The sequence below is a fragment of the Flagellimonas meridianipacifica genome (genome assembly GCF_003001695.1).
Classification (GTDB): domain Bacteria; phylum Bacteroidota; class Bacteroidia; order Flavobacteriales; family Flavobacteriaceae; genus Flagellimonas; species Flagellimonas meridianipacifica.
This window is the reverse complement of sequence record NZ_PVYX01000002.1, coordinates 1222896-1248826: the sequence shown is the minus strand read 5'-3', so window position 1 is coordinate 1248826 and position 25931 is coordinate 1222896. Positions and strand designations below refer to the sequence as shown.

General features: G+C 39.0%; 28 protein-coding genes. 22 read left to right on the top strand and 6 right to left on the bottom strand.

Annotated features, from left to right (window positions below):
* The first annotated feature begins 31 nt into the window (after window positions 1-31).
* The gene (locus tag CLV81_RS15725) at window positions 32-2203 is read left to right on the top strand and encodes an endonuclease MutS2 (protein ID WP_106146198.1); all 2172 of its coding nucleotides are present in this window, start codon (window positions 32-34) and stop codon (window positions 2201-2203) included.
* 11 nt (window positions 2204-2214) lie between these two features.
* Window positions 2215-2565, top strand: a complete 351-nt coding sequence (locus CLV81_RS15720) for a hypothetical protein (RefSeq protein ID WP_106146196.1) — start codon at window positions 2215-2217, stop codon at window positions 2563-2565.
* 118 nt (window positions 2566-2683) lie between these two features.
* Here the strand turns inward: CLV81_RS15720 and CLV81_RS15715 are convergent, their stop codons facing one another.
* Window positions 2684-4396, bottom strand: a complete 1713-nt coding sequence (locus tag CLV81_RS15715) for a thiol-activated cytolysin family protein (protein WP_106146194.1) — start codon at window positions 4394-4396, stop codon at window positions 2684-2686.
* 314 nt (window positions 4397-4710) lie between these two features.
* On the opposite strand from CLV81_RS15715, the gene CLV81_RS15710 reads away from it, so the two are divergent.
* The 20 genes from CLV81_RS15710 to CLV81_RS15615 all read left to right on the top strand — a co-directional run bounded on the left by CLV81_RS15710 (window position 4711) and on the right by CLV81_RS15615 (window position 20675).
* Entirely contained in the window at window positions 4711-6591 is a 1881-nt protein-coding gene (locus tag CLV81_RS15710) for a tetratricopeptide repeat protein (RefSeq protein WP_106146192.1), read from the top strand.
* 105 nt (window positions 6592-6696) lie between these two features.
* Entirely contained in the window at window positions 6697-7389 is a 693-nt protein-coding gene (locus CLV81_RS15705; protein ID WP_106146190.1) for a hypothetical protein, read from the top strand.
* 71 nt (window positions 7390-7460) lie between these two features.
* Window positions 7461-8963, top strand: coding sequence for a S10 family peptidase (locus tag CLV81_RS15700; protein WP_106147638.1), 1503 nt, complete (start codon window positions 7461-7463; stop codon window positions 8961-8963).
* Between the two features lie 20 nt (window positions 8964-8983).
* The gene (locus CLV81_RS15695) at window positions 8984-9451 is read left to right on the top strand and encodes a GNAT family N-acetyltransferase (protein ID WP_106146188.1); all 468 of its coding nucleotides are present in this window, start codon (window positions 8984-8986) and stop codon (window positions 9449-9451) included.
* Window positions 9452-9523: 72 nt separating this feature from the next.
* Entirely contained in the window at window positions 9524-10402 is an 879-nt protein-coding gene (locus CLV81_RS15690; RefSeq protein WP_106146186.1) for a TolB family protein, read from the top strand.
* 168 nt (window positions 10403-10570) lie between these two features.
* Complete coding sequence (locus tag CLV81_RS15685; RefSeq protein ID WP_158259133.1) at window positions 10571-11146, top strand: Crp/Fnr family transcriptional regulator; 576 nt, start codon at window positions 10571-10573, stop codon at window positions 11144-11146.
* Window positions 11147-11191: 45 nt separating this feature from the next.
* The gene (locus tag CLV81_RS15680) at window positions 11192-11893 is read left to right on the top strand and encodes a hypothetical protein (RefSeq protein ID WP_146129913.1); all 702 of its coding nucleotides are present in this window, start codon (window positions 11192-11194) and stop codon (window positions 11891-11893) included.
* A gap of 97 nt (window positions 11894-11990) precedes the next feature.
* On the top strand, window positions 11991-12413 hold the full coding sequence (locus CLV81_RS15675) for an SRPBCC family protein (RefSeq protein ID WP_106146180.1): 423 nt from the start codon (window positions 11991-11993) through the stop codon (window positions 12411-12413).
* A gap of 143 nt (window positions 12414-12556) precedes the next feature.
* A complete protein-coding gene (locus tag CLV81_RS15670; RefSeq protein ID WP_106146179.1) occupies window positions 12557-12781 on the top strand; it encodes a hypothetical protein in 225 nt (74 codons plus the stop codon).
* Between the two features lie 118 nt (window positions 12782-12899).
* Window positions 12900-13703, top strand: coding sequence for a class I SAM-dependent methyltransferase (locus CLV81_RS15665; RefSeq protein ID WP_245912059.1), 804 nt, complete (start codon window positions 12900-12902; stop codon window positions 13701-13703).
* Window positions 13704-13873: 170 nt separating this feature from the next.
* Window positions 13874-14662 carry a hypothetical protein gene (locus CLV81_RS15660; RefSeq protein ID WP_106146177.1) on the top strand — a complete coding sequence of 263 codons (789 nt, stop codon included), beginning with the start codon at window positions 13874-13876 and terminating at the stop codon, window positions 14660-14662.
* A gap of 58 nt (window positions 14663-14720) precedes the next feature.
* Window positions 14721-15245 (top strand): hypothetical protein, encoded by a 525-nt coding sequence (locus CLV81_RS15655; RefSeq protein WP_146129912.1) that lies wholly within the window; start codon window positions 14721-14723, stop codon window positions 15243-15245.
* Window positions 15246-15345: 100 nt separating this feature from the next.
* On the top strand, window positions 15346-15882 hold the full coding sequence (locus tag CLV81_RS15650; protein WP_106146174.1) for a GNAT family N-acetyltransferase: 537 nt from the start codon (window positions 15346-15348) through the stop codon (window positions 15880-15882).
* Window positions 15879-16784: a class A beta-lactamase, subclass A2 gene (gene bla / locus CLV81_RS15645; protein WP_106146172.1), complete on the top strand. Its 906-nt coding sequence runs from the start codon at window positions 15879-15881 to the stop codon at window positions 16782-16784. The genes CLV81_RS15650 and bla overlap by 4 nt, the downstream gene beginning before the upstream one ends.
* Complete coding sequence (locus CLV81_RS15640; RefSeq protein ID WP_106146170.1) at window positions 16781-17404, top strand: class I SAM-dependent methyltransferase; 624 nt, start codon at window positions 16781-16783, stop codon at window positions 17402-17404. The genes bla and CLV81_RS15640 overlap by 4 nt, the downstream gene beginning before the upstream one ends.
* A gap of 45 nt (window positions 17405-17449) precedes the next feature.
* A complete protein-coding gene (locus CLV81_RS15635) occupies window positions 17450-17749 on the top strand; it encodes a DUF1905 domain-containing protein (protein WP_245912058.1) in 300 nt (99 codons plus the stop codon).
* A gap of 70 nt (window positions 17750-17819) precedes the next feature.
* Complete coding sequence (locus CLV81_RS15630; RefSeq protein WP_106146168.1) at window positions 17820-18488, top strand: DUF4386 family protein; 669 nt, start codon at window positions 17820-17822, stop codon at window positions 18486-18488.
* Between the two features lie 149 nt (window positions 18489-18637).
* Window positions 18638-19096: a nuclear transport factor 2 family protein gene (locus CLV81_RS15625; protein WP_106146166.1), complete on the top strand. Its 459-nt coding sequence runs from the start codon at window positions 18638-18640 to the stop codon at window positions 19094-19096.
* Window positions 19097-19160: 64 nt separating this feature from the next.
* A complete protein-coding gene (locus CLV81_RS15620) occupies window positions 19161-19568 on the top strand; it encodes a thiol-disulfide oxidoreductase DCC family protein (RefSeq protein ID WP_106146164.1) in 408 nt (135 codons plus the stop codon).
* Window positions 19569-19781: 213 nt separating this feature from the next.
* On the top strand, window positions 19782-20675 hold the full coding sequence (locus tag CLV81_RS15615; RefSeq protein ID WP_106146162.1) for a hypothetical protein: 894 nt from the start codon (window positions 19782-19784) through the stop codon (window positions 20673-20675).
* Window positions 20676-20732: 57 nt separating this feature from the next.
* Here the strand turns inward: CLV81_RS15615 and CLV81_RS15610 are convergent, their stop codons facing one another.
* From CLV81_RS15610 to CLV81_RS15590, 5 genes are all read right to left on the bottom strand, one after another.
* Window positions 20733-21470: a hypothetical protein gene (locus tag CLV81_RS15610; RefSeq protein ID WP_106146160.1), complete on the bottom strand. Its 738-nt coding sequence runs from the start codon at window positions 21468-21470 to the stop codon at window positions 20733-20735.
* A gap of 11 nt (window positions 21471-21481) precedes the next feature.
* Complete coding sequence (locus CLV81_RS15605) at window positions 21482-22654, bottom strand: flavohemoglobin expression-modulating QEGLA motif protein (RefSeq protein WP_106146158.1); 1173 nt, start codon at window positions 22652-22654, stop codon at window positions 21482-21484.
* Window positions 22651-23478, bottom strand: a complete 828-nt coding sequence (locus CLV81_RS15600) for an N-formylglutamate amidohydrolase (RefSeq protein WP_106146156.1) — start codon at window positions 23476-23478, stop codon at window positions 22651-22653. The genes CLV81_RS15605 and CLV81_RS15600 overlap by 4 nt, the downstream gene beginning before the upstream one ends.
* Window positions 23471-24502, bottom strand: coding sequence for a glutathione synthase (gshB, locus tag CLV81_RS15595; RefSeq protein ID WP_106147632.1), 1032 nt, complete (start codon window positions 24500-24502; stop codon window positions 23471-23473). The genes CLV81_RS15600 and gshB overlap by 8 nt, the downstream gene beginning before the upstream one ends.
* Window positions 24503-24579: 77 nt before the next feature.
* Complete coding sequence (locus CLV81_RS15590) at window positions 24580-25905, bottom strand: dicarboxylate/amino acid:cation symporter (RefSeq protein ID WP_106146154.1); 1326 nt, start codon at window positions 25903-25905, stop codon at window positions 24580-24582.
* Between the last annotated feature and the right edge of the window lie 26 nt (window positions 25906-25931).

The window sequence follows — 25931 nt, the reverse complement described above, 5'->3', positions numbered from 1 at the left end:
AATCCTATCTTTGCGCTGCTAGAAAAAGACCATGCAGCAGATTCATTCAAAAACCCTTCAGGATTTAGAGTTCCCTACCGTGTTGGAACAGGTTTCGGCGCGTTGCAATACCGAAATGGGAAAAGAGGCCGCATTGCAAATTGCCCCATACCTTGTGAAGGATGAATTGCTTAATGTGCTAGGGCAAACTTCTGAATACCTTTCGTCCTTTACCAACGAAAACCGGATTCCGAATCATGGCTTTGATAGCGTAAACGGGGAACTTCGCTTGCTCAACATTGAAAATACCACTTTGGAGGTTTCTGGATTCCGAAGGATTGCCTCCATCTGTAATACAATAACTCTGCACAAAAAGTTTTTCAAGAAATTCAAAGAGTACTATCCATTACTCCATGGTTTTTCTGAAGCATTGGAAGAAAACACAGGTATTCCACAAGAGGTGAATACGGTGATTGACAAATTTGGGGAAGTTCGCGATACGGCATCCGATGATTTACAATATATCCGAAGGCAAATCAATTCAGTTCGAGCTAAAATCAACCAGAGTTTCGGAGCGGCCCTCCAACGATACCAATCTTCTGATTTTCTGGATGAAATTCGAGAATCCATAGTGGAAAACCAAAGAGTGCTAGCGGTAAAGGCTATGCATCGTCGTAAAGTTAAAGGTACGGTGATGGGTTCTTCAAAAACAGGAAGCATCGTCTATATTATTCCAGAGGCTACGTTAACTCACACCCGAGAACTTAGTAATTTAGAGTACGATGAAAAGGAGGAAATTCAGCGTATTTTAAAAACATTGACGGATTTCATTCGTCCCCACTCCCTACTCATTTCTGATTATCAGGACTTTCTAATTCACATCGATATTACCGCTGCTAAGGCAAAGTATGCATCAGAAATGGATGCGATATTACCTGAAATTAATGAAGACAAACTTCTTGAGCTAAAAGATGCCTATCATCCGCTGCTCTATTTATCCAATAAAATAAAGGGCGAAAAAACTTGGCCCCAAACTATTGCCCTCCATCCTGAAAACCGAATCATAGTCATTTCAGGACCCAACGCCGGGGGTAAAAGTATCACATTAAAGACCATCGGTCTTTTGCAGATAATGTTGCAAAGCGGAATTCTGATTCCCGTACACGAACGGAGTTCTGTTTGCCTATTTGATAGGGTTTTAACGGATATAGGGGATAATCAATCCATAGAGAATCATTTGAGCACCTACAGCTACCGTCTCAAAAACATGAACGCCTTTTTGAAGAAATGCAACAACAAAACCCTTTTCTTAATTGACGAATTTGGTACAGGTTCCGACCCTGAATTGGGTGGCGCTTTGGCGGAAGCATTTTTAGAGGTGTTCTATGAACGGGAAGCCATTGGGGTCATTACCACCCACTATGCCAACCTTAAGGCACTGGCGGATGAGCTACCCTATGCTACCAATGCCAATATGCGGTTTAATTCAAAAACCTTGGAACCCACCTTTCAACTGGTATTGGGCGAAGCCGGAAGTTCCTTTACGTTTGAAGTGGCCCAAAAGAACGGGATTCCCTATAACTTGATAAACAAGGCAAAAAAGAAAATTGAACGGGGCAAGGTCCGTTTTGATGCTACAATCGCCAAGTTGCAAAAGGAGCGAAACAAGATGGCCCAAACGGGTTCTCGACTGCAAGAAGAGGAGAGTAAAGCTCGTGAAGAAGCTGAGAAGTTGGAAAAACTGAATTCCAAAATCAAAACAAAGCTGGAGAATTATCAGGAACTATACGACCATAGCCAGCGTATGATTCAGTTAGGCAATAAAGTGAACACTGCTGCGGAGCGCTATTTCGTCGACAATAAGAAGCGCCCTCTAATTTCCGAGTTGCTCCGCATTGTGGAAACGGAAAACAGCAAAAGAAAAAAAACTACTGCTAAACAGGTAAAAGCCAAGCAAGCACAGCAAAAGCAGGTGGCGCAAGAACTTGAAAAGAAGATTGTCAAGGTCCGCCAAGAAAAGAAAGTAGAAAAGAAGAAAGCCGAAAAAGCTGAGAAAAACAAACCAAGGCCGGTTTTTAAAATTGGAGATCGGGTTCGTATGTTTGACGGGAAAGCAGTTGGAAGCATTGATACCCTGGAAAAAGGAAAAGCTGTTGTCAATTATGGTATGTTTACCACGAATGTAAGTTTGGACCAGCTAGAATTGGTAGAAGGAAAGAAATAATGCAATGAGACATGAAAAATTCATATGTACTTTACCAAAAAGGACTTGCGAACAGTACGGATATTTCCTTTCACCGCAAGAAGATTTGTATTCGAAATGGAAGTTCAGGCGGAGAACATCTCGTATATATTTCCAATGAATCCGAAATTGATTTATTGAAAGCAATGAGACCTAAGAATTGGTGGCTATGGCTATTAAATAAAATCATTGGAAATCCGGTTAGTAGGGAGCGAACGCTTTATCTCATGGCCCAAAAATTCACCAACTTAGAAAAAGACCCGTATTTAGATATTCAGAGATTTCTCAAGAAACACAATATAAAATATACCACGGAGTATTGGCCAGACTCGGATAGGTTTTAAATTTAGAAAGAAGGCTTGATTCGGAAATAATCGTGAGATTCCCACTTACGTGGGAATAAACAGCCGACATCAAGTTGTTGAACCCAACCTGAGCGGTCGACTGCTTCAATTTTAATTTCTATTTCTCAGTAATCTTATAAAATACCGTAATTCCATCCTCAAAGCTATGGCTGTAGTAATATACGCCTGAAGGTATTACCTCACTACTGCCTATGAGGTTTGCTTCCTGCGCTTCTTGTTGACTCATAGCATTCTCACCCAGATTGTCCAGATAAGCCCTCTTGGATTTTGCGCCTAAATCATCAAAGCCAATAAATTCATTATCGTAAAGATGTCCTCTATACTCAAAATAATCCTTGCTTTTATCAGGTCTGTATGGTTCTATGTCATATTCAAAAAACTCATCATCAACGGGGTCATCATCAAAGGTATATGCATTTTCTTCACCCCTTTTTACATTTACCCGTTCTGAACTTTTGTTTTCGCGATTCCACCAGGCATTGTCCACCCCAGGATTTTGTGTATCGTCCCTTACAAAATCCCGATCAGCATCTGAGTACATTCGTATTTCCAGATTTCCGTACAATTCTCTGTTTGTTAATGTGGACCCTGCAATCTTGACCAATTTCAATTCATATTCTGGCCATGCCAAATCGCAAGTGCGAACTGGATATTCTGAGGTCAACACTACGCGGGCAATCGGAAAGTCCCTTTTAATATATCGCAAAGTATAAGCCAATGGTTTTCCTGGTGAATCTTTGGAGTAATTACCCCCATTGATTATATAACTATACACTCCCGAAGGACCTTCAATTACCCCTACGGCATCTTCTGCAGACCCACCAATGACCAAAGCTTCAATTTTAGACTCACTAATTATTTTCTTATAATCCACATCCAAACCTCCCTCACCACTAGAGCTCCCTTGGCTAAAGGACAACGCAAAAGCAGATTTAACATCCAAAGTACTGTAGTTGGATTCAACGGTGTACAACACCATTCTTCCATATACCACACTCGAAACAATAACAGGACTTGTGTTATCTAAATTGGGAAGTTCCGTAAACAGTGAGCCCGGGTCGTCATTAGGTGGTAGGGTCATATCAATAGTGTAGTATTCCTGAAAAAACTTGACCACGTATTTGTAGTTGTACTCTGAACTTTCGAAGTCAAAAGAACCTGAGATATCCTTATTGCGACTACGGTAGTTGGCCCTTAAAGCAATATCTAATTGTTCTTCGGAATGCACCTCCTGAATGGTAAAATTCAAATCCGCAGGAGTAGCCCCATTTACCCCTTGTGCTAAAAGTGAATTCACGGAATTGCGCACTCCATCCAAATCTGGGTCTTCTACTTCCACTGAAGCGGTACCATCAATGTTTTCCAAAGAAATAGATAAGGTGATTGGTGCCCGACCACCGTTTATGCCAATATACTCACCTGTAGGTATGGATTCCCCTTTGAGCATAGCTCCCGGATAAATTACACCATTGGCGGGGTCCAGTGCCAGCATTTCATCAAAACCTGGGGCGGCCTTGAATTTTTGTACAACACATTCGAATTGTCCATTTCGTGATGGGTCACTACTGTCTTCAATGAGTTCTGGCTCATTAAGTTCCATGGGTTGAACAAAATTTTGAAGTTTCGCCAACTCTGCGTTGAAGTTTGCTGAGTCCACATCGGTATCATCATCTTCATCAATCACCATCTCGTCATCCGTTATGGGTAAATCATCTGTCTCGCTGGAACTACAGGAATAAAAAAATAAAAGCGCGGTACCCAGGACAGCGAATAGAAATGCCTTCTTGTTAAAAGTGTGAAGTGTTTTCATAATTGTTTGGTTTTTTAGATTCAACACCGCAAACCTAGAAGAGAAAAAAGCCCATCCCTAATTTTGGGCATGGACAAAGTATGGACAGCCTATATGGATTTTCCTGAAAACCGACATGGACAAGTGCTTTAGGCATTACAATAGATTTTATACTCAATATCAACAAAAACAGAGCTTTACGTTCTATTATCATGTTTTTTATTGAATCAAATATGTGGACTCATCATGGACAATCAATTTGTGACCCATAGAATTCATGTTTTACCGAAATATATAATTGGTATCTTGGTTCTATAATCAACCTCTTTACAACTATGATTAGAAAATACCTAGTTCTTGCCATTACATATTCAATAAGTACCCTAAGTTTTAGTCAGAACAACAAACTTTTGGACAGTCTACTTAAAGTTCAAGACACCATTTCGGAGGGAGTTCCCAAAATCAAAAACCTTGAAGAGCTTTACTATGCCGAAATTTACAATACCCCAAAAAAAGCAAAACAATATGCTTTTATGGCTTATGAATTGTCATCGGTTCTAGAAAAAGAAGAAAGTAAAGGTGTAGCGCTGTATCATATTGGAACTTATTATAAAGTAACAGCTGATAATGATTCTGCCTTGTATTGGTATAACAAGTCTCTATCGGTATGGAACAAGTTGAAAAATCCAAGGCGAAAAGCCACAACTCTGGCAGCAATCGCTTTAATAGAGCAATTAAAAAGCAACTATGAAACCGCCATACAACTATATGATAGTGTAATTGTGATAAATCGAGAAATTAAACACTACCTGAATCTTGCCAATACCATTAGAACGAGGGCAACAATTTTTATCGACAAGGGAAATTATAAAATCGCCCTTGAAGAAACTCTGAAAGGGATGCGAATATTTGATACAATCCAAGAAGAACCTTGGCAAGATGCAGATACAAAAAAGCAATTGGGCTATATCGAATTTCTAAGAGGCAATCATACCAATTCAATTGAACACTACCAAACAGCCTTGGATATGTACATCGAACTAGGTGATAAAATATGGCAGTGCAGAACATACTGCGATATGGGAAAATCCTATATGTCATTAAATGAATTGGATAGGGCCAAAGAATGCTTTTTAAAAAGTTTGGAGATATCCAAAGAACTCGACGTTTTAGATATGGAAGTCAATTCCTTGTTACAGCTAGGCGTTCTTTCCAAAGTAGAGGGTGACTATGAAAAGGCGCAAAAACTATTGATGGAAAGCCTGGATAAAAATTTTCAATTTGGTTCAAAACTTACAGAGTCAACCATCCGTAACGAAATTGGAAATAATCTTACTTACATAGAAGATTTTGACTCATCAATTTATCAACTTAACAAGGCCATGCAAATTTCTGATTCACTTGGAGCTTTAGAACAAAAACGAAATGCATATATGCATAGATCATTTACATACGAGTCCTTAGGAAATCATGCGAAGGCGTTAGAAGATATAAAGAACTTTCAAAAACTGAATGATAGTATTTTCAATAAAACTAAATCTCAACAAATAGAAGAATTAAAAACCATCTACGAAACAGAAAAGAAAGAATCCGCCCTGGCACTCCAAGAAGAAGAAATAAAGACGTTAAATGAAAAAGCAAGAGCTGATAAACTTCAAAAAGGATTGTACGCAGGAGGAATGACCTCTGCCTTAGCCTTATTTGGGCTCTCTGTTTTTGGATATAGACAGCGTATTAAAAGAAACCGTATTGCTCGCGAAAAACAGGAGGAAATCTATAAACAGGAAATTGCCCACAAACAAAAGGAGCTGGCCAGTCAAACCTTGCATCTAGTGCAGAAAAACACCTTTATTCAGGAGCTAAAGGAAAACCTAGAAAATCTAAAAAACTCGCCAGATAAATTCAAGGCAGAATTTCGGCGTATTGTAATGCTACTTAAAAAGGAAAATGCTTCTGACAAAGATTGGGAGGTGTTCAAATCCTACTTTGCTGAAGTGCACAATGACTTTGACCAAAAGCTCAAAACACTATACGCCGATATTTCGGAAAAGGAAATTCGCTTAGCTGCTTTTTTGCGTATGAACCTGACAACAAAAGAAATTGCCGCTACCCTCAATGTATTGCCTGATAGTATCCTTAAATCCAAGTACCGATTAAAAAAGAAATTAGGTTTGGACAGAGAAACGAACCTGACCAGTTTTTTGAATACGCTATAATAAGTGAACAGCACTTCTGATGTATATTTAGGGAGTTCTTAAATCAAACAATTGCCGTCCAAAGTCATTCCATTTTTTCTATTACTTCTCTTTTCCAATTTTGGCATGGGCCAATCACAAGTCAATATTGTCATTCCCACTTCGGATGAAGAAGCCGACTATGTATGGAGAAATTTGCAAGACATTCCTTTTTTTGATAAAAATGGATACCACCTAAATCTTCCTAAAGGTAAATTGATTGATGAGCTGGTTGAAAAATCCCGAAATGGGAATCTTCACGAGGAAGACTATCAAAGGCTTAAGTCTTTGATGGGAAATAGCATTTACAACCGAGAGGATTACCTGTTAGGGTATGACAAAAGTGTAGCGGTTCAATCCCTAGTTCAAGAAATGCTAAAACAAATAGACCCCTCCATTTATAACTGGCATTTCAAAAAATTTGAAGAATATAAGGTGACGCTCACTCTTTATGGTCCAGGCGGCAGCTATGACCCGGACACCGGTTCCATAATCTTGTTTACTACGACTCAAGGTAAATTCAAGAATTACGACAACCCTGCAAATACCATCATCCATGAAATTGTTCATATGGGCATTGAAGAATCCTTGATACAAGCAAATGATACCCCTCACACCTTAAAGGAACGGATAGTTGACCAGTTCGTGTCACTCTACTTTGGGGATATTCTGAAAGACTATAGAATTCAGGATATGGGGGATTATCGCATAGACCCCTACCTGAAAGATAAAAGCGATATCAACCAATTGGATGATTGGATAAAATCCATCTTGGAATAAGCTTCAAAAACTCAAATTTTAGCCCTATTTTGAAAGCTATTCCACGAAACAAACCAAAAGAACCGCATCAAATGAAAAAATCCACCTTTACCATTATTTTTGTGTTACTGTCCTTTCTGGCTCTTGCCCAAGAGAAAGAAATGAAAAAAGAGATTCCGCAGGCAGAAACTTTTACCTCTACCCAAACGGTTTCCATTAAAGGGAAAACCGTAACCCTGGCTACGGCAACAGGAACGCATCTGTTACGGGACGAAAATGACAAACCCATTGCGCTATTCGGTTTTACCCACTACAGAAAAACCAATTCCAGTGAAAATAGGCCCATTGTTTTTGCATTCAATGGTGGCCCTTTGTCAGCTTCCTTTTGGTTACATTTTGGGGTATTGGGTCCAAAGCGTATTGAAATCAATGACCCATCGTATACCAAACCTTCCCCCTATAAGGTGGTCAATAACGAATATTCAATTTTAGACAAAGCCGATTTGGTAATGATTGACCCTGTTGGCGTAGGCTTCAGTAAGCCAATCGGAGAGGCGAAGTGGGAAGATTTTTGGGGTGTGGACCAAGACATTCGAAGCATAGGCCTATTTATTGAGCAGTTTATCATTAAGGCCAACAAAATGAATTCGCCAAAGTATTTATTAGGGGAAAGTTATGGTACCTTCAGAAATGCCGGCTTGGTAAAACATCTGCAGGACAAGGGAATCGCCATGAACGGCGTGATTATGGTCTCTGCGGTGTTTGATTTGCAGCATCTACTTTTTGGTCCTGGGGATGATACGGCCTATTTGATTCATTTCCCAACCTATGCGGCCACAGCTTGGTACCATAATAAGGTAAAAAACAAAGGGAGCAGTTTGGAAGCATTTTTAAATGACGTAAGGACCTTCACTCAAAACGAATATGCCCCTGCACTACTAAAAGGTGACCAGCTGAGTACTTCAGAGAAATCTTCCATAGCCCAAAAATTGGCCGATTATTCCGGTCTGAGCCAAGATTACTATCTAAAGGCGGATTTAAGAGTGACCAACGGTGAGTATTTTCAAGAATTGCTCAGGAACGAAGGAGAAACCGTAGGTAGGTTGGATTCTAGATTTACAGGAATCAATGAGGACCTTTTATCGCAAAATGCCCTCACCGACCCACAAAGTGATGCTATTTCCACACCCTATATCGCCGCTTTTAAGGATTACCTATATAATGACCTTAAGGTTAGAAAAGATTTGACATATACTACAACCGCGAGTTCTCGAAAAGGCTTCAAATGGGACTGGAAACATAAAGGCAACATTAGTTGGAACATGCAAGTAGCTACCACTACCCTTCCGGATATGACCTCAGCCATGAAACGAAATCCTAATTTGAAAATCCTAATCCTAAATGGATATTATGATTTAGCTACCGTTTTTTATGGTGTGGAGCATTCCATCAACCATATGGGGTTGGATGCTGAGCTGAAAAAGAACATCATCATGAAGTATTATGAAGCTGGTCATATGATGTACACGCATATCCCTTCCATGGCGAAATTCAAGATGGATGTGGATGCCTTTATCGATGAAACCTCCAAATAGAAAACCCTGCAAAATGACCTATGGTCAGTTTTAAAAAAGCATCATCCGACAAGGAGTATGAAATTGGCAAAACCCTATTTCTTAAATATGCCGATGATATTGGGATAGACCTGGCTTTTCAAGATTTTGATAGCGAACTGAAGAATTTAGAAATCCAATATGGTCCTCCAGAAGGAGCTCTGTTTTTAATCTACACTAAAGAAACTGTACCAATTGGTTGTTTTGCGCTGAGAAAGTTGGATTCAAAAACCTGTGAATTAAAACGCATGTTTTTGGAAAAAACTCAGCGAGGAAAGGGCATTGGCAAACAAATGATGGATAAGGCTTTGGTTGAAGCCCGCAGTTTAGGCTACTCCAAAATCCGTTTGGATAGTATCAAAAGTATGAAAACAGCTATTGCTCTGTATCAAGCATTTGGATTTAAGGAAATAGAAGCTTATCGGCATAATCCCTTTGATGACGCAGTTTATTTTGAGAAAGATTTATAACTGCGGAAGAAAAAGTTCCAATACCTGTAACAAAATCAAAAAACGATTGTCCTCAAAGAAACCAACAACACAATGAGAAAAGCAATTTCCATTTTCATACTACTGGTAGCTTACCATGTTTCCATTGCTCAAACAAACAACTGTACCTATTTTGAATTACCCTTGCCAAAAGAAATACCACAAGATTTTAACCCTGAAGTAATCCATTTAAATGGGAGCTTTAAATTCAATGTTGAAATCAAACAATGCGACCAGATTTATTTTACTACAATCGACACCAAAGAAAATATTTACTTTTCAAAAAAGGACAATGGGAAATGGAGTAAACCCAAAATTGCATCTTTCTCTGACCCAAACCATGGCGATGCAGACCCGTTTCTAACCAAAGAAGGGGATAGAATCTATTTTATTTCCAAAAGGCCCACCAGTGCTACGGATAAAAAACTCGATTGGAATATTTGGTTCGCGGATAATAAAAATGAAGCTTGGACCGAACCAAAGCCTCTCCCACAACCTATGAATACTGAAGAGTTTGACGAATACTTTTTCTCCATTTCCGAGAAAGGAAATGTTTTTTTCTCTTCCAATAGAAAAGGCGGTGAGGGTTCATTTGATATCTATACTGCTAAAATATTAGGTGATAATGAGTTTTCGATACCACAGAATGTTGGAAAACCGGTGAGTACCGAAAATTATGAGTTTGACCCATATATCGCTCCGGATGAAAGTTTTATACTCTTTTCAATCAATGAAAAAGGAAATAGTGACCTTTATTTTAGTCTAAAAGACGAAAAAGGCAATTGGACAGAACCACAAAATTTTGGAGATAGAATAAATGTTACGGACCAAGACTTTGCCCCCTCTCTTTCGGTAGATGGAAAATTCATATTTTTTTCCAATGATGGAAAGTTAAAATGGGTTGGTTCCCATATTTTGAAAACGTCAAATTGAGACTTTTGGTGGTTGGAATTTCACCCCACTCCAGCAAGACTGTATCTTGTGGTTAAAGTATTATCTCAACAATTCTGTAATTTAAGGGCCAATACATTGATTAGTTCTTTGCTTTGCAGAGATCTTCAAAAACAATCATGAACAAACCCGTTGACTGCACTGGAACAAATGGACAATAGAGAATCATTAACAAACTTCATTTTAAACGTTGTCAAGATTCCAAAAAGAGATGCCGAAGAGATTACCGCATCTTTTCATCCTATTGAACTTAAGGAAAAAGAATTCTTGCTAAAGGAAAATGTAGTAAGTGATGATTATCTCTATTTAGAAAGTGGATTAATGCGCATTTTTCTCTATGGTTTGGACGGTGAAGAAATAACCATAGACTTTTTCACTGAGAACAACATAGTGTTTGAAATTACTTCTTTCTTTAATCGTGTTCCTTCCGAAGCTTATATCCAAGCCATTACAACCTGCACCGGGTACAGAATTTCGTATGATGAGCTAAACGCGCATTTTCATAACAAACCCGCATTTAGGGATTTTGGCAGGGCCATTTTGGTCAAAGAGTTCATTGCTTCCCAGCGTAGAAATTATGGAATGATCAACCGAACCGCAAAAGAAAGGTATCAGAATCTTTTGACCACAAAGCCACAGATTATTCAATATGCACCTCTTAAATACATCGCTTCATATTTGGGTGTTACAGATAGTACATTGAGCAGATTACGAAAAAAAATGTAAATCAGTATTTCTTGCCTTTTGTCAAGTGATTCCAAAATTTATGGATTGAACTTTGCCATAGTTTTAATTCAAATGGCAGAAATACCTATCTCAATCACGTTACTTTTTATTCTCACAACCCTAGCTACATTATGGCTTTTTTATAAAGCTTCAAAGAGTAGAATTGTACTTGTTGGCGTCTTAACTTGGATGATAGTTGTAGGGGCTTTGGGATACTCAAGGTTTTACAGGGTTCAGGATGTTACCCCACCACGATTTGTTTTTCTCTTAGCTCCCGGTATTCTTTTCTTGATTTTTCTTTTGACGTCCAAACGAGTTCGGAATTTTAGCTATAAACAGGATTTAGGGTGGTTAACTTTGTTACATACCGTAAGAATTCCTGTAGAAATTGTTTTGTACTATATCTTTTTAGAAGGCTATGTGCCCGACTTAATGACCTTTGATGGCTACAACTATGATATCTTATCAGGTATTTCCGCCCCTATTATCTACTATGGAGTATTTGTGAAAAATTGGATTGGAAAAAAAGGTCTTTTGATATGGAATTTCGTTTGTTTGGGCCTATTGATAAATATTTTAACCATTGCTGTTTTAAGTGCTGAAACCCCTATTCAACAATTGGCATTTGACCAACCCAACATTGGTGTGACGTATTTTCCTTTTGTTTGGTTGCCAGCAATTATAGTTCCAATCGTGCTTTTTTCACACATAGCGGCTATCTATATCTTGCTGCGGAAACGACAATGAAGGTACGCATGCGAAAAATGGATGATAATACTTAGCCCAAAACATATCGGGTTTAGAAAAGTTAAGCCAATACGTTACATTTGAAATAAAGGTGTCAATGAAAACTATTACGTGGAAACTACATCTAAAATCCAATACCCAAGATGTCTTTAGTTTGCTTTCCACTTCTGAGGGAAGAAAGAAATTTTGGGCCGAGAGAGCAGATGAAGACAATGGTGTGATTAACTTTTTATTTCCCAATGGGCAAACTTACAAGGGCAGGATATTGGAGATGATTCCAAATAAAAGATTTCACTTGGACTATTTTGATAGCATGGTCAAATTTCATTTAAAACCTTCACATGATGGTGGTACCGATTTGGTATTAATCAATGAAAATGTTCAAGAAAATGAGTTTTCTGAGGTGAATGCAGGCTGGATATCCGTACTTATGAACCTAAAGGCCGTGGCCGATTTCCAATGTGATTTGAGAAATCATGATTCAAAAAGAACTTGGGACCAGGGTTATGCAGAGAACTAGGCCCGTAATGGCTAACCTCAGAATTGCATATCTACTCTCCTTTAAAGATTTTAACTTGTTTCTGTACTGTAAAAAGTTCGGATGAATTTTGTAACTTTTGTATTGGAAGATTTCTAGACAGGTTTTAATAAAAAAAGGAAATCATGGAGAAACAACAAACCATTGCAATAGCCTTGATTGTTTTCATAACCTTAGGTTTCATTTTATACAAAAGTTTAGGTAGTTATGTCCGCAAAGCTTATGGTAAGAAGTGGTTACAGGCATGGGGAAATAAAGTGTATTTCTGGCAAGCCCTTGTACTCACCAGTACTTTGAGCACTGCCTTAGTCATGTTATTTTTAAAATGGAATAATCTCTTGATTTTTTAGATTTTCCATCCATAGTCAAATACTTTTTTTCCTCTTCCCACATCCTTCAAAATGGAATCTCCCTATTATAACTTTGTTGTAGCTTAAAGGAATCGAAAATCAATACGCTTAATTTACAATGATGGCTGCTAAGTATGATAAAATTGGAATCGATTACAATCTTACACGTAAGGCGGACCCTTATTTGACAAAACAACTGCTTTCCCATTTGGAACCTGATCATAATGGAAAATACTTGGACATTGGCTGTGGTACAGGCAATTATACCCATGAATTTCAAAAAAAGGGACTTGATTTTATCGGAATTGACCCTTCCAAAATAATGTTGGACAAAGCAAGGTTAAGAAATGAGACAGTTTTCTGGAAAATAGGCTCAGCAGAAAACACCGGACTTCCTAAAAATTTTATAGATGGAGTAATTGCCTCTTTGACAATACACCATTGGACAGATTTGGGACTAGCGTTTTCCGAATTGAACAGGGTCTTAAAACCCGGTGGGCGAATTGTGATTTTCACTTCTACACCAAAACAAATGCAGGGCTATTGGCTAAATCAGTATTTCCCAAAAATGCTATCCGATTCCATAGTTCAAATGCCAAGTTTAGAGAAGGTAAAAGGGGCGATGGAAGTAAATGGATTCAAGTTTATGGAAAATCATAGATATTTCATACACCCTGATTTGGAGAACCAGTTTTTATATTGCGGTAAGCAAAATCCAGAACTCTATTTTGATAAAAGAATTAGAAGGGGTATTTCTTCTTTTTCATCATTATCAAATCGAGTTGAAGTAGAAAAGGGATTAATGGAACTACGAAAAGATATTGATAGTGGAAAAATTGAAAAAATGGTAAAATCGTATGAAAATGATTTTGGAGACTATTTGTTTGTAATTGGAAAAAAGCCAACTGGGAACAATGCATAATCGAAATTTATACGCTATTTGTCATTTTTCTTTTCAAAGTTTATTAGTCGTTTAGATTAGATTTGCGGACTCGCCTGAACTTAATACAGGATAAATTCCTGCAATCCCTTATCTTTAGTCTGTGCCAAGGGTTTCCCAAGATAAACTACCGTTATTCAGACCAAGACTTTATGAAAAAAAGAATTACCCAAAGACTACTCATTTCCCTAATCTGTAGTGGTTTATTTCTCTCCTGTAAATTTTCGAAAGAAAAGGAAACGAATGAAGAAACTCCAGACCAACCTATTGCATTACAAGTTGTGCAAAAGGGGATAGAAAACTCTGGAACTATGGAGAAATGGAAAAACATCGCCTCCTTACAATACACCAAAAAATCAAGATTGCTTTTTGAAAATGGCGAGGTCGAGTCTGACATAACCCAACGGCATCACTACATTTACCGACCCAATAAAAGTATCAGGATTTCTTGGTCCGTGGATAAGGATAGCTTTTTAATTGTGCATACAGATTCCACTTCCCAAAAGTTTAAAAATGACAGTCTTGTCGACCAAGGTGCTAAGGTGAGAGCTACCGTGAACAGTGCAACATACGTGTTGGGAATGCCCTTTAAACTATTGGATAAGGGTACTGTCCTCACCTATGATGGGTTAAAGTCTTTTAATGCTACCGATACAGTACATGCGGTCAAAGCTACCTATGCTCCTGAGCGGCATCAAAACCATTCTACCCAAGATGAGTGGTGGTATCATTTCGACAAAAATGCTGGAACCTTTGTGGGCTCGATGGTGTATCATGCACCCACATACGCCCTTATAGAGAACCTATCTATGATTACAGAAAAGGGACTTACTTTTCCAAAGCACCGAAAAAGCTACCGATGTGATTCAGATGGCACTAAAGTTTTCCTTCGTGCAGAATTCTGGTATTCCGATTATTCCATTGAGTTTCTGAACAAATAGTAGAGCTTACCAAAAAAAGAACATAGCTTCACCACCGTATAAAACAACCTAATCATTAATGAAAACTAAGAATATACTTACCATTACCTTTTTAATTTCAATGGTCTTTCTGAGCTGCAAACAAAAGGAAAAAACTGAGGTGAGCACGATAACGGACCATGAGGTAAACTTCGAAATTGAAAAACAGGCCATTCTGGAACGATTGAATAACGAAACCAAAGATGCTTTTCAAAGAGATTATGAAGCTTGGGCCAAGAATTGGGTGCATGACCCCAACATCACAAAAGTATATGTGGATTTTGCTGAAAATACATTTTCTGAATCCGTGGGTTGGAAAAAAATAAGTCAGTTTGTCAAGACCTTTATTGAAGAACATCCAGAGCCTGAACCGGTACCTGAATTACTTAGCGATATAAATGTGCGATTATATGGGAATGGTGCTTGGGTCACATATAAACAACAAGACTCCTTACGTGGATTAAAGCGTGAAACCCGACTTATGGAAAAAGTAAACGGCAAATGGAAAATTGCCGGCATGCAAACCACAATCTATGGATTTGAAACGGAAACTACCATCGAATAGAACCTGCCACTCCCTCCTATTCCTTTACATCTTGTATTGAAACCTACTCCAGAAATCTGTAACTTTCTATCCCCTAAAACGATGGCTCCAATACCAACAAATGAACTCCTTCCCAGAAATTAAAACCGAAAGACTATTATTAACTGAGCTTAAGGCAGACGATATCAGTGACATTGTAAAACATGCCGCAAACAAAAAAATAGCTGACTTCACCCTAAACCTTCCGCATCCATATGCGGAAAAGGATGCCATTTACTGGATTAACCTGGCACACCAAGGGTTTCAAAACGGAACGAATATCATTTTCGGCATCAAGCTAAAAGACGATAACCAATTTATTGGAGGCATTGACCTAACTGTGGAAAAAACATTCAATCGGGCAGAAATAGGCTATTGGATTGCTGAACCTTTTTGGAGCAAGGGCTATGCCACCGAAGCTACTGTAGCAATCATTGCTTATGGTTTTGACCAACTTAAGCTGAACAAACTCACTTCATCCTATTTGGCAAAAAATATCGCATCAGGCCGAGTCATGCAAAAAAGTGGAATGGTCAGAGAAGGTGTTTTAAAAGAACACATACTAAAAGGTGGCGAATACCATGATTTAATCTTGTACGGAATAACAAAGAATCAATGAAAAAACAAATCCTAATTATCCTATTGGTTTTTACTGCCACTCTTGGTTGGGGTCAAGTAAACTCAATTGACCGCTTAAAACAAGAAATTGAGCAAGTGGTTGAAGGAAAATTGGCTACCGTAGCTGTTTCAATTCAAGGTATGGAGCCCCAAGAAACCCTTTCTGTAAATGGAAATCTGCACTTGCCCATGCAAAGTGTCTTTAAGCTTCATCTGGCTGCTGCTGTTTTAAATGAAATTGACAAGGGAAAGTTGGGTATAAATGATTCTATCAAGTTAACTCCAGAACTGATACTGGAATACAAAAACCTTTGGAGTCCCTTGCGAAAAAAATATCCGAAAGGAGGCAAGGTTCAAATAGAAGAGCTCTTAAAATATAATGTGGCTTGGAGTGATAACGTGGGGTGTGATGTATTGCTGGACCTTATTGGCGGACCAATAGCTGTCCAAAACTATATTCATGGACTAGGAGTAAAAGACATTGCCATTATCGACAAGGAAATTTTCTTGCAATCCGATTGGAGCCGACAATATCTTAACTGGTCTACTACCAATGCTTCAAATTCACTCTTACAAATACTTTACGAAAACCAGAATATACTAAGTGCTTCGAGTCACCAGTTTTTGATGGCTACCTTAAAAGAAACCTCAACGGGGAAGGGTAAAATTCGAGGCCAACTTCCAAAGGATGCTGTTGTAGCCCATAAAACCGGTTCTTCTGGTAAAAATAAAGATGGCCTAACTGGGGCTACAAATGATATTGGAATTGTCTTTTTGCCTGACAATCGGTACTTCTACATCAGTATCTTTGTCAGCGATTCAAAGGAAGATGAAGTAACGAATCAAAAAATGATGGCAGATATTACCAAACTTGCCTGGGACTATTTTCAAACAAAAAAATGACTGATACCTGGATACAGCGATGGAACCGCAGATATAGTGAGAAGACCTTTGCCTACGGAATTGAACCGAATGTCTATCTAAAGGAGAGACTCGACAGACTTACTCCAGGAAAAATACTTTTTGGTGCAGAAGGTGAAGGCAGAAATGCCGTATACGCTACTAAAATGGGTTGGAATGTCTGTGCTTTTGATATTAGCGTTGAAGGAAAAAACAAAGCATTGGCACTTGCAGCCGAAAACAATGTTTCAATCGATTATAAAGTTGGCCAGTTGCCCGATTTGGATTATCAAGATGAAGAATTCGATGTCATAGCCCTAATTTATGCGCATTTTCCACCGAACATCAAATCAAAATATCATAAACTACTGGACACCAAGCTGAAGAAAGGTGGAATTATAATTTTTGAGGCCTTTGGTAAAAATCATCTGGAATATCGAGACAAAAATCCAAGTGTTGGTGGACCTTCAGATTCGGCTTTGTTGTTTTCCACGCATGAATTAAAATCTGACTTTGAAAACTACGACGTTATCGAATTGGTGGAAAAGGAAATTGAATTGAACGAAGGACTTTATCACGTAGGCAAAGGTTCTGTGGTTCGATTTGTAGGACAAAAATTGTAAATCCACAAGAATAGTTGCTATGCTAATATCGTTTATCCTTTTTGTATGACAGGGAAAATCAAATATCAATTTGAGACCAAAATGTGGAGACACAACACAACCGGTGGATGGTATTTTGTTTCGCTGCCAAAAGATATATCCAAAGAAATACGTAAAACCCTGCAATGGCAGGAAGAGGGATGGGGACGAATGAAAGCAATCGCCAAGATAAACAATGTGCAATGGGATACCGCCATATGGTTCGATACCAAAATGGACGCCTACATTCTTCCTATAAAATCTGAAATCCGAAAAAGGACAAAGTTGGAAATTGACCAAGAGTTTGACATGGCCGTTTGGGTTTAATTTCTTTTCAATTTTACTTAATTCCAAGTAACACAATCCTTCCTTGGTCGTCCTATCTAAAAACCTAAGAATGACCAATAACTATTTCCAAAAACTAGGTGGACTATCCGCAATTCTTGAAGCCCTTATCTATATTTCTGCGTTTATTGTGTATGGTGGCATATTGGTATATCCAAGTCCAGGCGCCAGTCTTACCAGCCGATATGATTTCTTATCAGAAAACTATTGGATTCTTTCCATTTTGAACCTTACCAGTTATGTGCTATTCGGTATTCTGTTGGCTATTTTGGTCCTAGCCCTCCATCAGCGTATAAGCCCTTTTTCCCCACTGCTGTCCAAATTGGCTTCTGTTTTTGGAGTTATTTGGGTTGGGTTGGTAATTGCCAGTGGAATGATAGCTAACATCGGATTGGAGAAAGTCGTTGATATGGGTACTGAAAGTCCAGAGCGTGCCATGATGATTTGGTCTAGTATTGGAATAGTAACAGAAGGGCTTGGCGGCGGAAATGAAATTGTTGGAGGTCTTTGGGTATTGTTATTGAGTTTGGTTACATGGAAACATAAATTATTTCCGAGACTATTGAATTTCTTGGGTGTCTTTGTAGGTGTAGCTGGGGTGCTGACCATATATCCTTTGGATACTTTTAAGGAGATTTTTGGTCTGAGCCAAATTGTATGGTTTATATGGATTGGTATGTACATGATTCGTAGACCAGAGCCCCAAATGGATAACAAGTGAATTTCAAGCACTACCTATTTCCGGATGTTGAAGTCCAATTCAAAGCATATTCTATATTCAAATTCAAAATTTAACTCATCTATAAGACGAATCCTCAACTAACTTCATTAAGATTATACCAGCTTAAATCACCAATAAAAACAAAAAACATGAAGCTGTCATTTCTTTTGTGGATTCCAGTTGTTTTCTTATTTCTACTTTCCTTTTCAGCACAGGGTCAGACGAAAGCTGATTCTTTGGCCATCAAACAGGTAGCTCTGGATTACATCGAGTCACAACACAATGTAAATCCCACTCAATTTGAACGTGCAGCCCACCCAAGAATGGTGAAACGAACTTTCTGGACCAACAAGAAAACAGGAAAAGAATATTTAAGGGAAACCTTCACAGATGCCATGGTATTGCTTGCCGAGACCTATAATTTGGATGGGGATGCATTTCCAGAGAATCCAAAAAAGGAAGTAATCATCTTGGATATCTTCGATAAGACTGCCTCGGTAAAGCTTATTGCGGATGAGTGGATTGACTATATGCACATTGTTAAGTTGAATGGAACATGGCAATTGGTCAATGTACTTTGGCAATTCAATGATTCCAACGACCATTAGGAATCATCACAGACTCTGATTTTCCGAACTAGGCTTTTATTCGCTCAGTGCGTATCTTTGTAGTGTGGAAAAGAATAAGAAACTCATATTGTTTGATGGGGTCTGCAACCTCTGTAACGGTGCTATTCAGTTTGTAATCAAACGAGATAAAAGCGACACTTTCCGCTATGCGGCCCTTCAAAGTGAAATAGGAGAAAAACTTATAAAAGAACGCGGTATCGATACTACAAAGATTGATTCCATTATTCTTATCGAACCAGGTGTGGCCTACTACACCAAATCTGACGCAGCCTTGCGAATTGGACAAAATTTTGGGGGCTTCTGGAAAGGGCTGGCCATCCTCACTTGGATTCCTAGACCCATACGCGACGGTGTTTATGACTTCATCGCCAAAAACCGCTATCGTTGGTTTGGACGCAAAGATGCCTGTATGATTCCGACACCTGAACTACAAGCTAAATTCTTAGGCTAAACATTTCCCTTACACCATAATGCGGCCGCGGTGACTTTTTTGTGATAACAATTAACGTTAATTAAGACTTTTTGGATGGATTTTCCCACTATCTGGCACTGATTTTGTGGCTATATAAACGTGTATTTTCCGTGTTTTGAAGGTTTTGCGCCCCGCTTTCCCTTTTAGGAAAAAGACGTTCATAAGTTTACTAACAAAAATCAAAGATTGAAAATGAAAAAGGTAATGCTACTCCTAGTACTGTCACTATCCTTAGTGGCTTTTGGCCAACAAGGCAACGTAAACGATATTTTATTCACCAAATCAGGTGAAATCATTCAAGGTAAGGTGGTCAAAGTGACTGGCTCAACCATAAGTTTTAGTTATCCCGGCGAATCCCTAATCAACGAAATTGGTTCTGATCAGCTTCAAAAAATTGTTTTTTCAAGCGGTAGGACCCAAAATTTTTCGAATAATGCCTCGGGTAATACCCCATCCGCTAATGCAAATAATACAACGCCACCAGATGAGGCGGTAACAACCACTACTATCCCAAAAGAAGAAATTTATTTAGGTCCTGGCGAGGATACGGCCGTGGAAAACAACAATAATAATCGGTTAGCTGTTACTCCCATGACCTTTTTAGTAAATGGAAGATACAGTAAAGAAATCTCAGGTCAGGCGACGCAATTCGCCACCGACTACTTGGCCAGACAAAACCAATCCTTACCTATTGAGGTACAGGACATGGGTATGACAATAAGAAAGCTTGTGGATGCAGGTATAGGGTTTCAACAACTGTCCCAGACCACTTCAGAGAAACTTCAAAATGTACTGGGTACGGAATATCTTGTTTTAATAGAGGTGAATGAGACCCACCAAAAAGCGCAACCTAAAAAGGATACTGGTTTTTTTGATACTCAAAAAGAGCAAACTGATTCAAATTCCAACGTTCGTTACGAGATTGAAGTCATTTTGTTTGGTGCTGGTGGCGCAGAGGCCTATTCATCCAAGTTTTCCAATGAGCGCTCGTTTAAGTCGGCCTTAGGGAACAACAGTCCGAAAAACGATTGGAAAACAGCCATGCAATATGTGCTGGACCAGATTTTAACCTCAGGAAGTTTATAAAATCAATGCAAAGGGCAGTGCACCAAACAAGGTACTGCCCTTCTTTTTTGGAAATCATTATTCTTCGAAACTCACAGGAGCATTCAAGAGTTTCATAATCTCTTCGTCCTTTTCAAATTGCTTGTGCCAGTTGTACTCCACCAATTTGTAGGGGTTGTAGCCTAAATCCACCAGCTTTTTGTTTTTGTAGTTTTCAACCATACGCCTCATTCGATAGCGTGGAACATCTTCTTGTAGTTCAAGATATTCCTTTAACATCTCCCCTATTTCCTTACGCCAAGAAAGTGAAGTGATGAGGTCTTCTCTTTTTATTTCGTCCAATCCTGGCGCAGAATTCAACTCCAGAACTTTGGCCTCCGAAAACGCATAGTACATTTGTAAGGGTGTGTGTTTAGGTATCCCAGTTTCATTATACGTTGCGACTATCTCTTCAACGCTTTTACCTTCAATTGGGCCACCCATTGCGACAATAGAATTGGGTACTAGGACTTCCCTATGCATTAAAGCAAAATTGCCTCTGCGTTCTGCAATTATAAAATCGTTTTCAGAAAGCCTTTTTACTATTCGAACAGTATCCAATCGAAAATTATCTTTCCCATCCACGGACTCTCTTAGCTCTTTGGACAGAAACATATCTTCCCGCTCAAGAAAAACCACCTTGTCCCCGTAGTTATTGAATAAATAGCACTTTTGTGGAAATTCTGTGGTTTCATCAAACACATCTTGTGCTGGACAAGCAGCAAAAAACAAAAGGAATAGGATAAAAAGAATACCGGTAGAATTGAATTTTTTCATGGTCTTGAAACTTACTTTAAGTTGTTCAAGATAAAATCCAAGGTTTTGTTTGTATTCAGTTTTTGTGCGAATGAAAGTGTTTTATGTGTAATTGGCTGAGCCAAACCACGATTCAGGAAATATTTAATGATATCTTCATCCTCGATGGCCACTTTTCCCATGAGCAAGGTATCCAAACTTTCCTCTTTTTGGTACTTTTTATAAATCTTGCGTAGGCCACTTAAGTAAAGCCGGTCTTTGGTAAAACCTCCACCTCTATGTGCTCGCAGCGTTATGCCAAAAGCTTCATTTCGGTTCAATTTATACTGCCCGTGAATCAAGTCAAAGGTATCTGCGAAAGTATAACCTTTAATTAAACTGTCAGCAGCCAAAACCCTATAGGCCAATTCTTTAAGTCTTTTTAAAGTTAATGCGCCACCCATATACTCACTGAAGACAGCCAAGCCTTCTTGAGTTTCAACATTTTTTGGAAAACCATTGGAAAAAACACGAAGTGGTTGTTGTAAACCGTTGTGCGTGGTAACCAAATGTACCCCTATCTCGTGATTCCCCAATGTGAGCAACTGATTTTTACTGAACTTTACGTTTTTCTTTATGAAAAGAGCTTGTTCCGAATTGCTAACCATAGCCTCTGCTGCTATGTGATGCGAATATTTGATTTTTAATGGAAATCCATAAGCTTGGGCAAATTCTTCAAAATAGGCTCGAGCTTCCTCCGGAGTGTACACTTTTTCCATATCTGCGGATACTGGCTCATCTGCAAAATGGAGAATAAACCGTGCATTTTGTACGTCCTTCTCGGTAGGTGTTCCATATACCCGAAGTGAATTGTAATAGAAATGTTTCCCCCTGCCAATTGTCTCAATACATTGAATCATATTGGCGTAGAAATAAATGACATCCTGGTAAAACTTTCTGATAACGTCATCCTCTATTCGCTCCAAACGTTGTGAGAAAAAAAGGCGGTGTAGTTTGTAGGGATTGAATTTGAGTTTAGGGTACTTAAAATTTGGTTCCGACTTGTATTTTGAAGCAAAGAATTGTTGCTTTTCCTTTTCTATGTTTAGTGGATTCACATAACTCAACAACTCTATTCGGCGCACCAATCTATGAAGATTGGCATCTATCTCGAATATATGGCCATACTCCTTTTCCAGTTCTTGAATCCCTTGGGTCTTTATCATCTAAACGTTGCTTCAAATTCCGTTACCATTTCAGGTATCAATTTTTTAAGTTGTTCCTCTACGGACCTAACTATTTCGGGATAGATAACGCCACTTAGTTCATCACAGTATATTTTGGAAATTTCTGTGGCCAATACTAAAGTATTATCAAAATTCTTGGTGATGTATTTCAGAAAATATCCATTTCCTTGAAAGGTATCATTGATTTTTGAAGTGCTCATAATGCCTTGTGGCAATTGCATAGTACCCAATTTATTGCTCCAAAACTCCGTCAATTCCCCAAAACGATTTTGATTTATGTTGCTTGTTCCCAAATTCCAAACTGGCACTTCCCTATCCCATCTTTTCCAGTTGTAGCTGTGCATATCAAAAACCACTACATTTCTGAAACTTTGCTCCAGTTTTTGTACCAGCGCATGAACCACCCGATAGAAGTTGGCATGCTTTTGCAGGCTCAGTTTTTTCTCTTCAGAAGATAGGGGTTCATTCCATAGTTGTTTGCCCCATGCATCTTCATAAACCGCTCTTTCTGGTTCTCGGTTCAAGTCGTACTCAAATCGGCTATCCCTCCCAGAAATCACAATGGGAAATGTCTGAACCATCTCTTTTGTGCAAGGGTCCTCTTCATACCAACGTTCGTATTCAGAATGCTTACAATTTTTCCAGAGAGAAGGTCGAAACTGATGGCCATCATGAACCGCTCCACATAGAAAGGGAACGTACTCTTCAATTTTCAAGGTGAAGGAATAGTCTGAGGAAACTGCTTCAAAAGATTCGCCAGCTTGAATTAGCGCTATGATTTCATCAATTGAAAGTCTATGCATTTTCTACTTCATTCCGCAATCTGGAGCGCCTGTCAAACGCCTGTAACTTATCAACTACCTTGCTTTCTATAAAATCAATGACCTTGCATTGAATTTTGGTTTTGTAGACTTTGTTCATATAGGTAATTCCGCCTGGCGACATTACATTTACCTCGACCAATTTACCTCCAATTACATCAATACCAACAAAAAACAATCCATCATTGACCAATTTCGGTCCTATTTGTTTACAAAGGGCCTTTTCTTGCTTACTTAAGCTGTGCTTTGCCACCGAACCCCCGGCAGAAACATTGGAACGATGGTCGTCGCTACCTGGAATTCTTCGCATGGCTCCTATGGGTTCTCCATTCAATAAGAGTATCCGTACATCACCTTGGTCCGCACCTTCAATATATTCTTGGAGAATCACATAATTTGAGGTTCCATCAGAATTGGTCACATAAAAATCCAATAGGGAGTTAATATTTGACATGGCCGATTTCTCAATGAGAATCACTCCTGAACCTCCAAACCCGTTCAGAGGCTTTAAAATCATTTTGTCCGCTGCGGATTCTTTGATCTGCTGCACCAAGTACCTTTTGTTCTTTGAAACATGGGTAGCAGGAATAATGTTGCTGTGACTGTCCCCGAAGGCAGCCGTGTAAAGTTTATTATTGGCTTCACGAAGTCCTTGAAGGGAATTAACAATAAAAACATCATCTTTTACCGAATCCAAAAAATTCAGCATTAATGGGTCCAGAGGTGGGTTGGCACGCATAAAGATAACATCGAAACCGGCCAAAGGAAGCATTTCCTCCCTTAATTGCGCCTGCTTGTAAAAAGTCTTTAAACTACTGGAGACCTTTTCCATTCTGTTGATTACTGTACAAAAAGCACTGGTCACACTATTTCGAATGGTAAGGTTGGCCGGAGTGCAGAGCGCTACACCATGTTTGCGCTTTACGCATTCATGAATCAAGGCTAGGCTGGTATCATTTTCGGGTTGGATTTCGTCCCAAGGATACATTAAAAAGCAAATGTTCATGGTCATATTTGGTTTAATTATAGCCTTAAATTAAACTAAGTAAGCCAACTACGCAACGTAGACCTAAATATTTCTGATTACTTCACTTCTTCGTAGTGGTCGTCCCATTCCTTTATGTTGGGTTTACCAAGCTTATCCACTGATTTGGCCACCATCATGGAAACTGTGGCATCCCCGGTAATATTCACTACGGTTCGAAACATATCCAATGGGCGGTCCACTGCAAAAATAAGGGCCAAACCTATGGCCAACTTATCAGAAGGAAAGCCTACGGATTCCAAAACTATGACCAACATAACCATTCCAGCACCTGGAACCGCTGCAGTACCAATGGATGCCAAAAGAGCGGTCAAAATTATTGTTAGCTGTCCTGATAGAGGTAAATCGAAAGCCAAAGCTTGAGCAATAAAAACAGCGGCTACTCCTTGGTAAAGGCTGGTACCGTCCATATTGATGGTTGCTCCAACCGGTAACACAAAACTGGAAACCTCTTTGTCCACTCCAATATGTTCTTCTACCCGCTCCATGGTAACCGGCAAAGTCGCTGCGCTGGAACTGGTAGAAAAGGCCAAAAGTTGGGCGGGGCTCATTTGCTTCAAAAACCAAAATGGATTCTTTTTAGTGAAAATAGTCACCAAAATGGAGTAAAATACAATCATCAATACCAGTCCAAGTACCACTACGCCGGCATACTTCAATAAGGCTAACAGCAATTCTTTGTCCCCCGCAGAAACGACCACACTAGCCAAAAGTGAAAACACAGCATAAGGTGCGATAAGCATGATCAAATCGACCATTTTCAAAACCACTTCATTAAGAGAGTCAAAAAAGTTTTTTAGCGGTTTTGCTCTTTCTTCGCCTACCAACAACATCGATATCCCTAAAAAGATGGTGAAGAAAATAACCTGTAGCATTAAGCGGTTATTACTCATTGCCGCTATGGCATTATCAGGAACCATTTCTTCTAAAAAAGCCAGTGGTCCTTTATTTTGTTGCATTGAAGCGTTATCCTGAATCTTTTTGACATCTTCTCCAGTAGCATAAGTTTGGGTGAGCTTATTAATAGTATCATCAGATATCCCATCACCAGGTTGAAGCACATTGACCAATAATAAGCCAAGAACTATAGCCACGACGGTGGTACACATGTAGATACCAATAGTACGTAAACCAATATTCCGAAACTTGGAGATGTCCTTCAAATCTGAAATCCCCTTAATCAATGAGGCCAAAATCAGGGGAATGGCAATAAGTTTAAGCAACTTGACAAAAATGGTCCCAAAAGGCTTTATCCAATCAGTAACAAAACCGGGGCCCCAAAAAAAGCCGGTCATAATAAAACCAAACACTATTCCCAATACCATTCCTATCAGGATTTGCCAATGGAGTTCTAGTTTACGCATACGAGTTAATTTGTGTGGTAAGATAG

Bases quoted from the DNA above. Each gene is read 5' to 3' on its own strand.
- CLV81_RS15725 (WP_106146198.1), top strand. From the start codon at position 32: ATGCAGCAGATTCATTCAAAAACCCTTCAGGATTTAGAGTTCCCTACC.
- CLV81_RS15720 (WP_106146196.1), top strand. From the start codon at position 2,215: ATGAAAAATTCATATGTACTTTACCAAAAAGGACTTGCGAACAGTACG.
- CLV81_RS15715 (WP_106146194.1), bottom strand. From the start codon at position 4,396: ATGAAAACACTTCACACTTTTAACAAGAAGGCATTTCTATTCGCTGTC.
- CLV81_RS15710 (WP_106146192.1), top strand. From the start codon at position 4,711: ATGATTAGAAAATACCTAGTTCTTGCCATTACATATTCAATAAGTACC.
- CLV81_RS15705 (WP_106146190.1), top strand. From the start codon at position 6,697: ATGGGCCAATCACAAGTCAATATTGTCATTCCCACTTCGGATGAAGAA.
- CLV81_RS15700 (WP_106147638.1), top strand. From the start codon at position 7,461: ATGAAAAAATCCACCTTTACCATTATTTTTGTGTTACTGTCCTTTCTG.
- CLV81_RS15695 (WP_106146188.1), top strand. From the start codon at position 8,984: ATGGTCAGTTTTAAAAAAGCATCATCCGACAAGGAGTATGAAATTGGC.
- CLV81_RS15690 (WP_106146186.1), top strand. From the start codon at position 9,524: ATGAGAAAAGCAATTTCCATTTTCATACTACTGGTAGCTTACCATGTT.
- CLV81_RS15685 (WP_158259133.1), top strand. From the start codon at position 10,571: ATGGACAATAGAGAATCATTAACAAACTTCATTTTAAACGTTGTCAAG.
- CLV81_RS15675 (WP_106146180.1), top strand. From the start codon at position 11,991: ATGAAAACTATTACGTGGAAACTACATCTAAAATCCAATACCCAAGAT.
- CLV81_RS15670 (WP_106146179.1), top strand. From the start codon at position 12,557: ATGGAGAAACAACAAACCATTGCAATAGCCTTGATTGTTTTCATAACC.
- CLV81_RS15665 (WP_245912059.1), top strand. From the start codon at position 12,900: ATGATGGCTGCTAAGTATGATAAAATTGGAATCGATTACAATCTTACA.
- CLV81_RS15660 (WP_106146177.1), top strand. From the start codon at position 13,874: ATGAAAAAAAGAATTACCCAAAGACTACTCATTTCCCTAATCTGTAGT.
- CLV81_RS15655 (WP_146129912.1), top strand. From the start codon at position 14,721: ATGAAAACTAAGAATATACTTACCATTACCTTTTTAATTTCAATGGTC.
- CLV81_RS15650 (WP_106146174.1), top strand. From the start codon at position 15,346: ATGAACTCCTTCCCAGAAATTAAAACCGAAAGACTATTATTAACTGAG.
- bla (WP_106146172.1), top strand. From the start codon at position 15,879: ATGAAAAAACAAATCCTAATTATCCTATTGGTTTTTACTGCCACTCTT.
- CLV81_RS15640 (WP_106146170.1), top strand. From the start codon at position 16,781: ATGACTGATACCTGGATACAGCGATGGAACCGCAGATATAGTGAGAAG.
- CLV81_RS15635 (WP_245912058.1), top strand. From the start codon at position 17,450: ATGACAGGGAAAATCAAATATCAATTTGAGACCAAAATGTGGAGACAC.
- CLV81_RS15630 (WP_106146168.1), top strand. From the start codon at position 17,820: ATGACCAATAACTATTTCCAAAAACTAGGTGGACTATCCGCAATTCTT.
- CLV81_RS15625 (WP_106146166.1), top strand. From the start codon at position 18,638: ATGAAGCTGTCATTTCTTTTGTGGATTCCAGTTGTTTTCTTATTTCTA.
- CLV81_RS15615 (WP_106146162.1), top strand. From the start codon at position 19,782: ATGAAAAAGGTAATGCTACTCCTAGTACTGTCACTATCCTTAGTGGCT.
- CLV81_RS15610 (WP_106146160.1), bottom strand. From the start codon at position 21,470: ATGAAAAAATTCAATTCTACCGGTATTCTTTTTATCCTATTCCTTTTG.
- CLV81_RS15605 (WP_106146158.1), bottom strand. From the start codon at position 22,654: ATGATAAAGACCCAAGGGATTCAAGAACTGGAAAAGGAGTATGGCCAT.
- CLV81_RS15600 (WP_106146156.1), bottom strand. From the start codon at position 23,478: ATGCATAGACTTTCAATTGATGAAATCATAGCGCTAATTCAAGCTGGC.
- gshB (WP_106147632.1), bottom strand. From the start codon at position 24,502: ATGAACATTTGCTTTTTAATGTATCCTTGGGACGAAATCCAACCCGAA.
- CLV81_RS15590 (WP_106146154.1), bottom strand. From the start codon at position 25,905: ATGCGTAAACTAGAACTCCATTGGCAAATCCTGATAGGAATGGTATTG.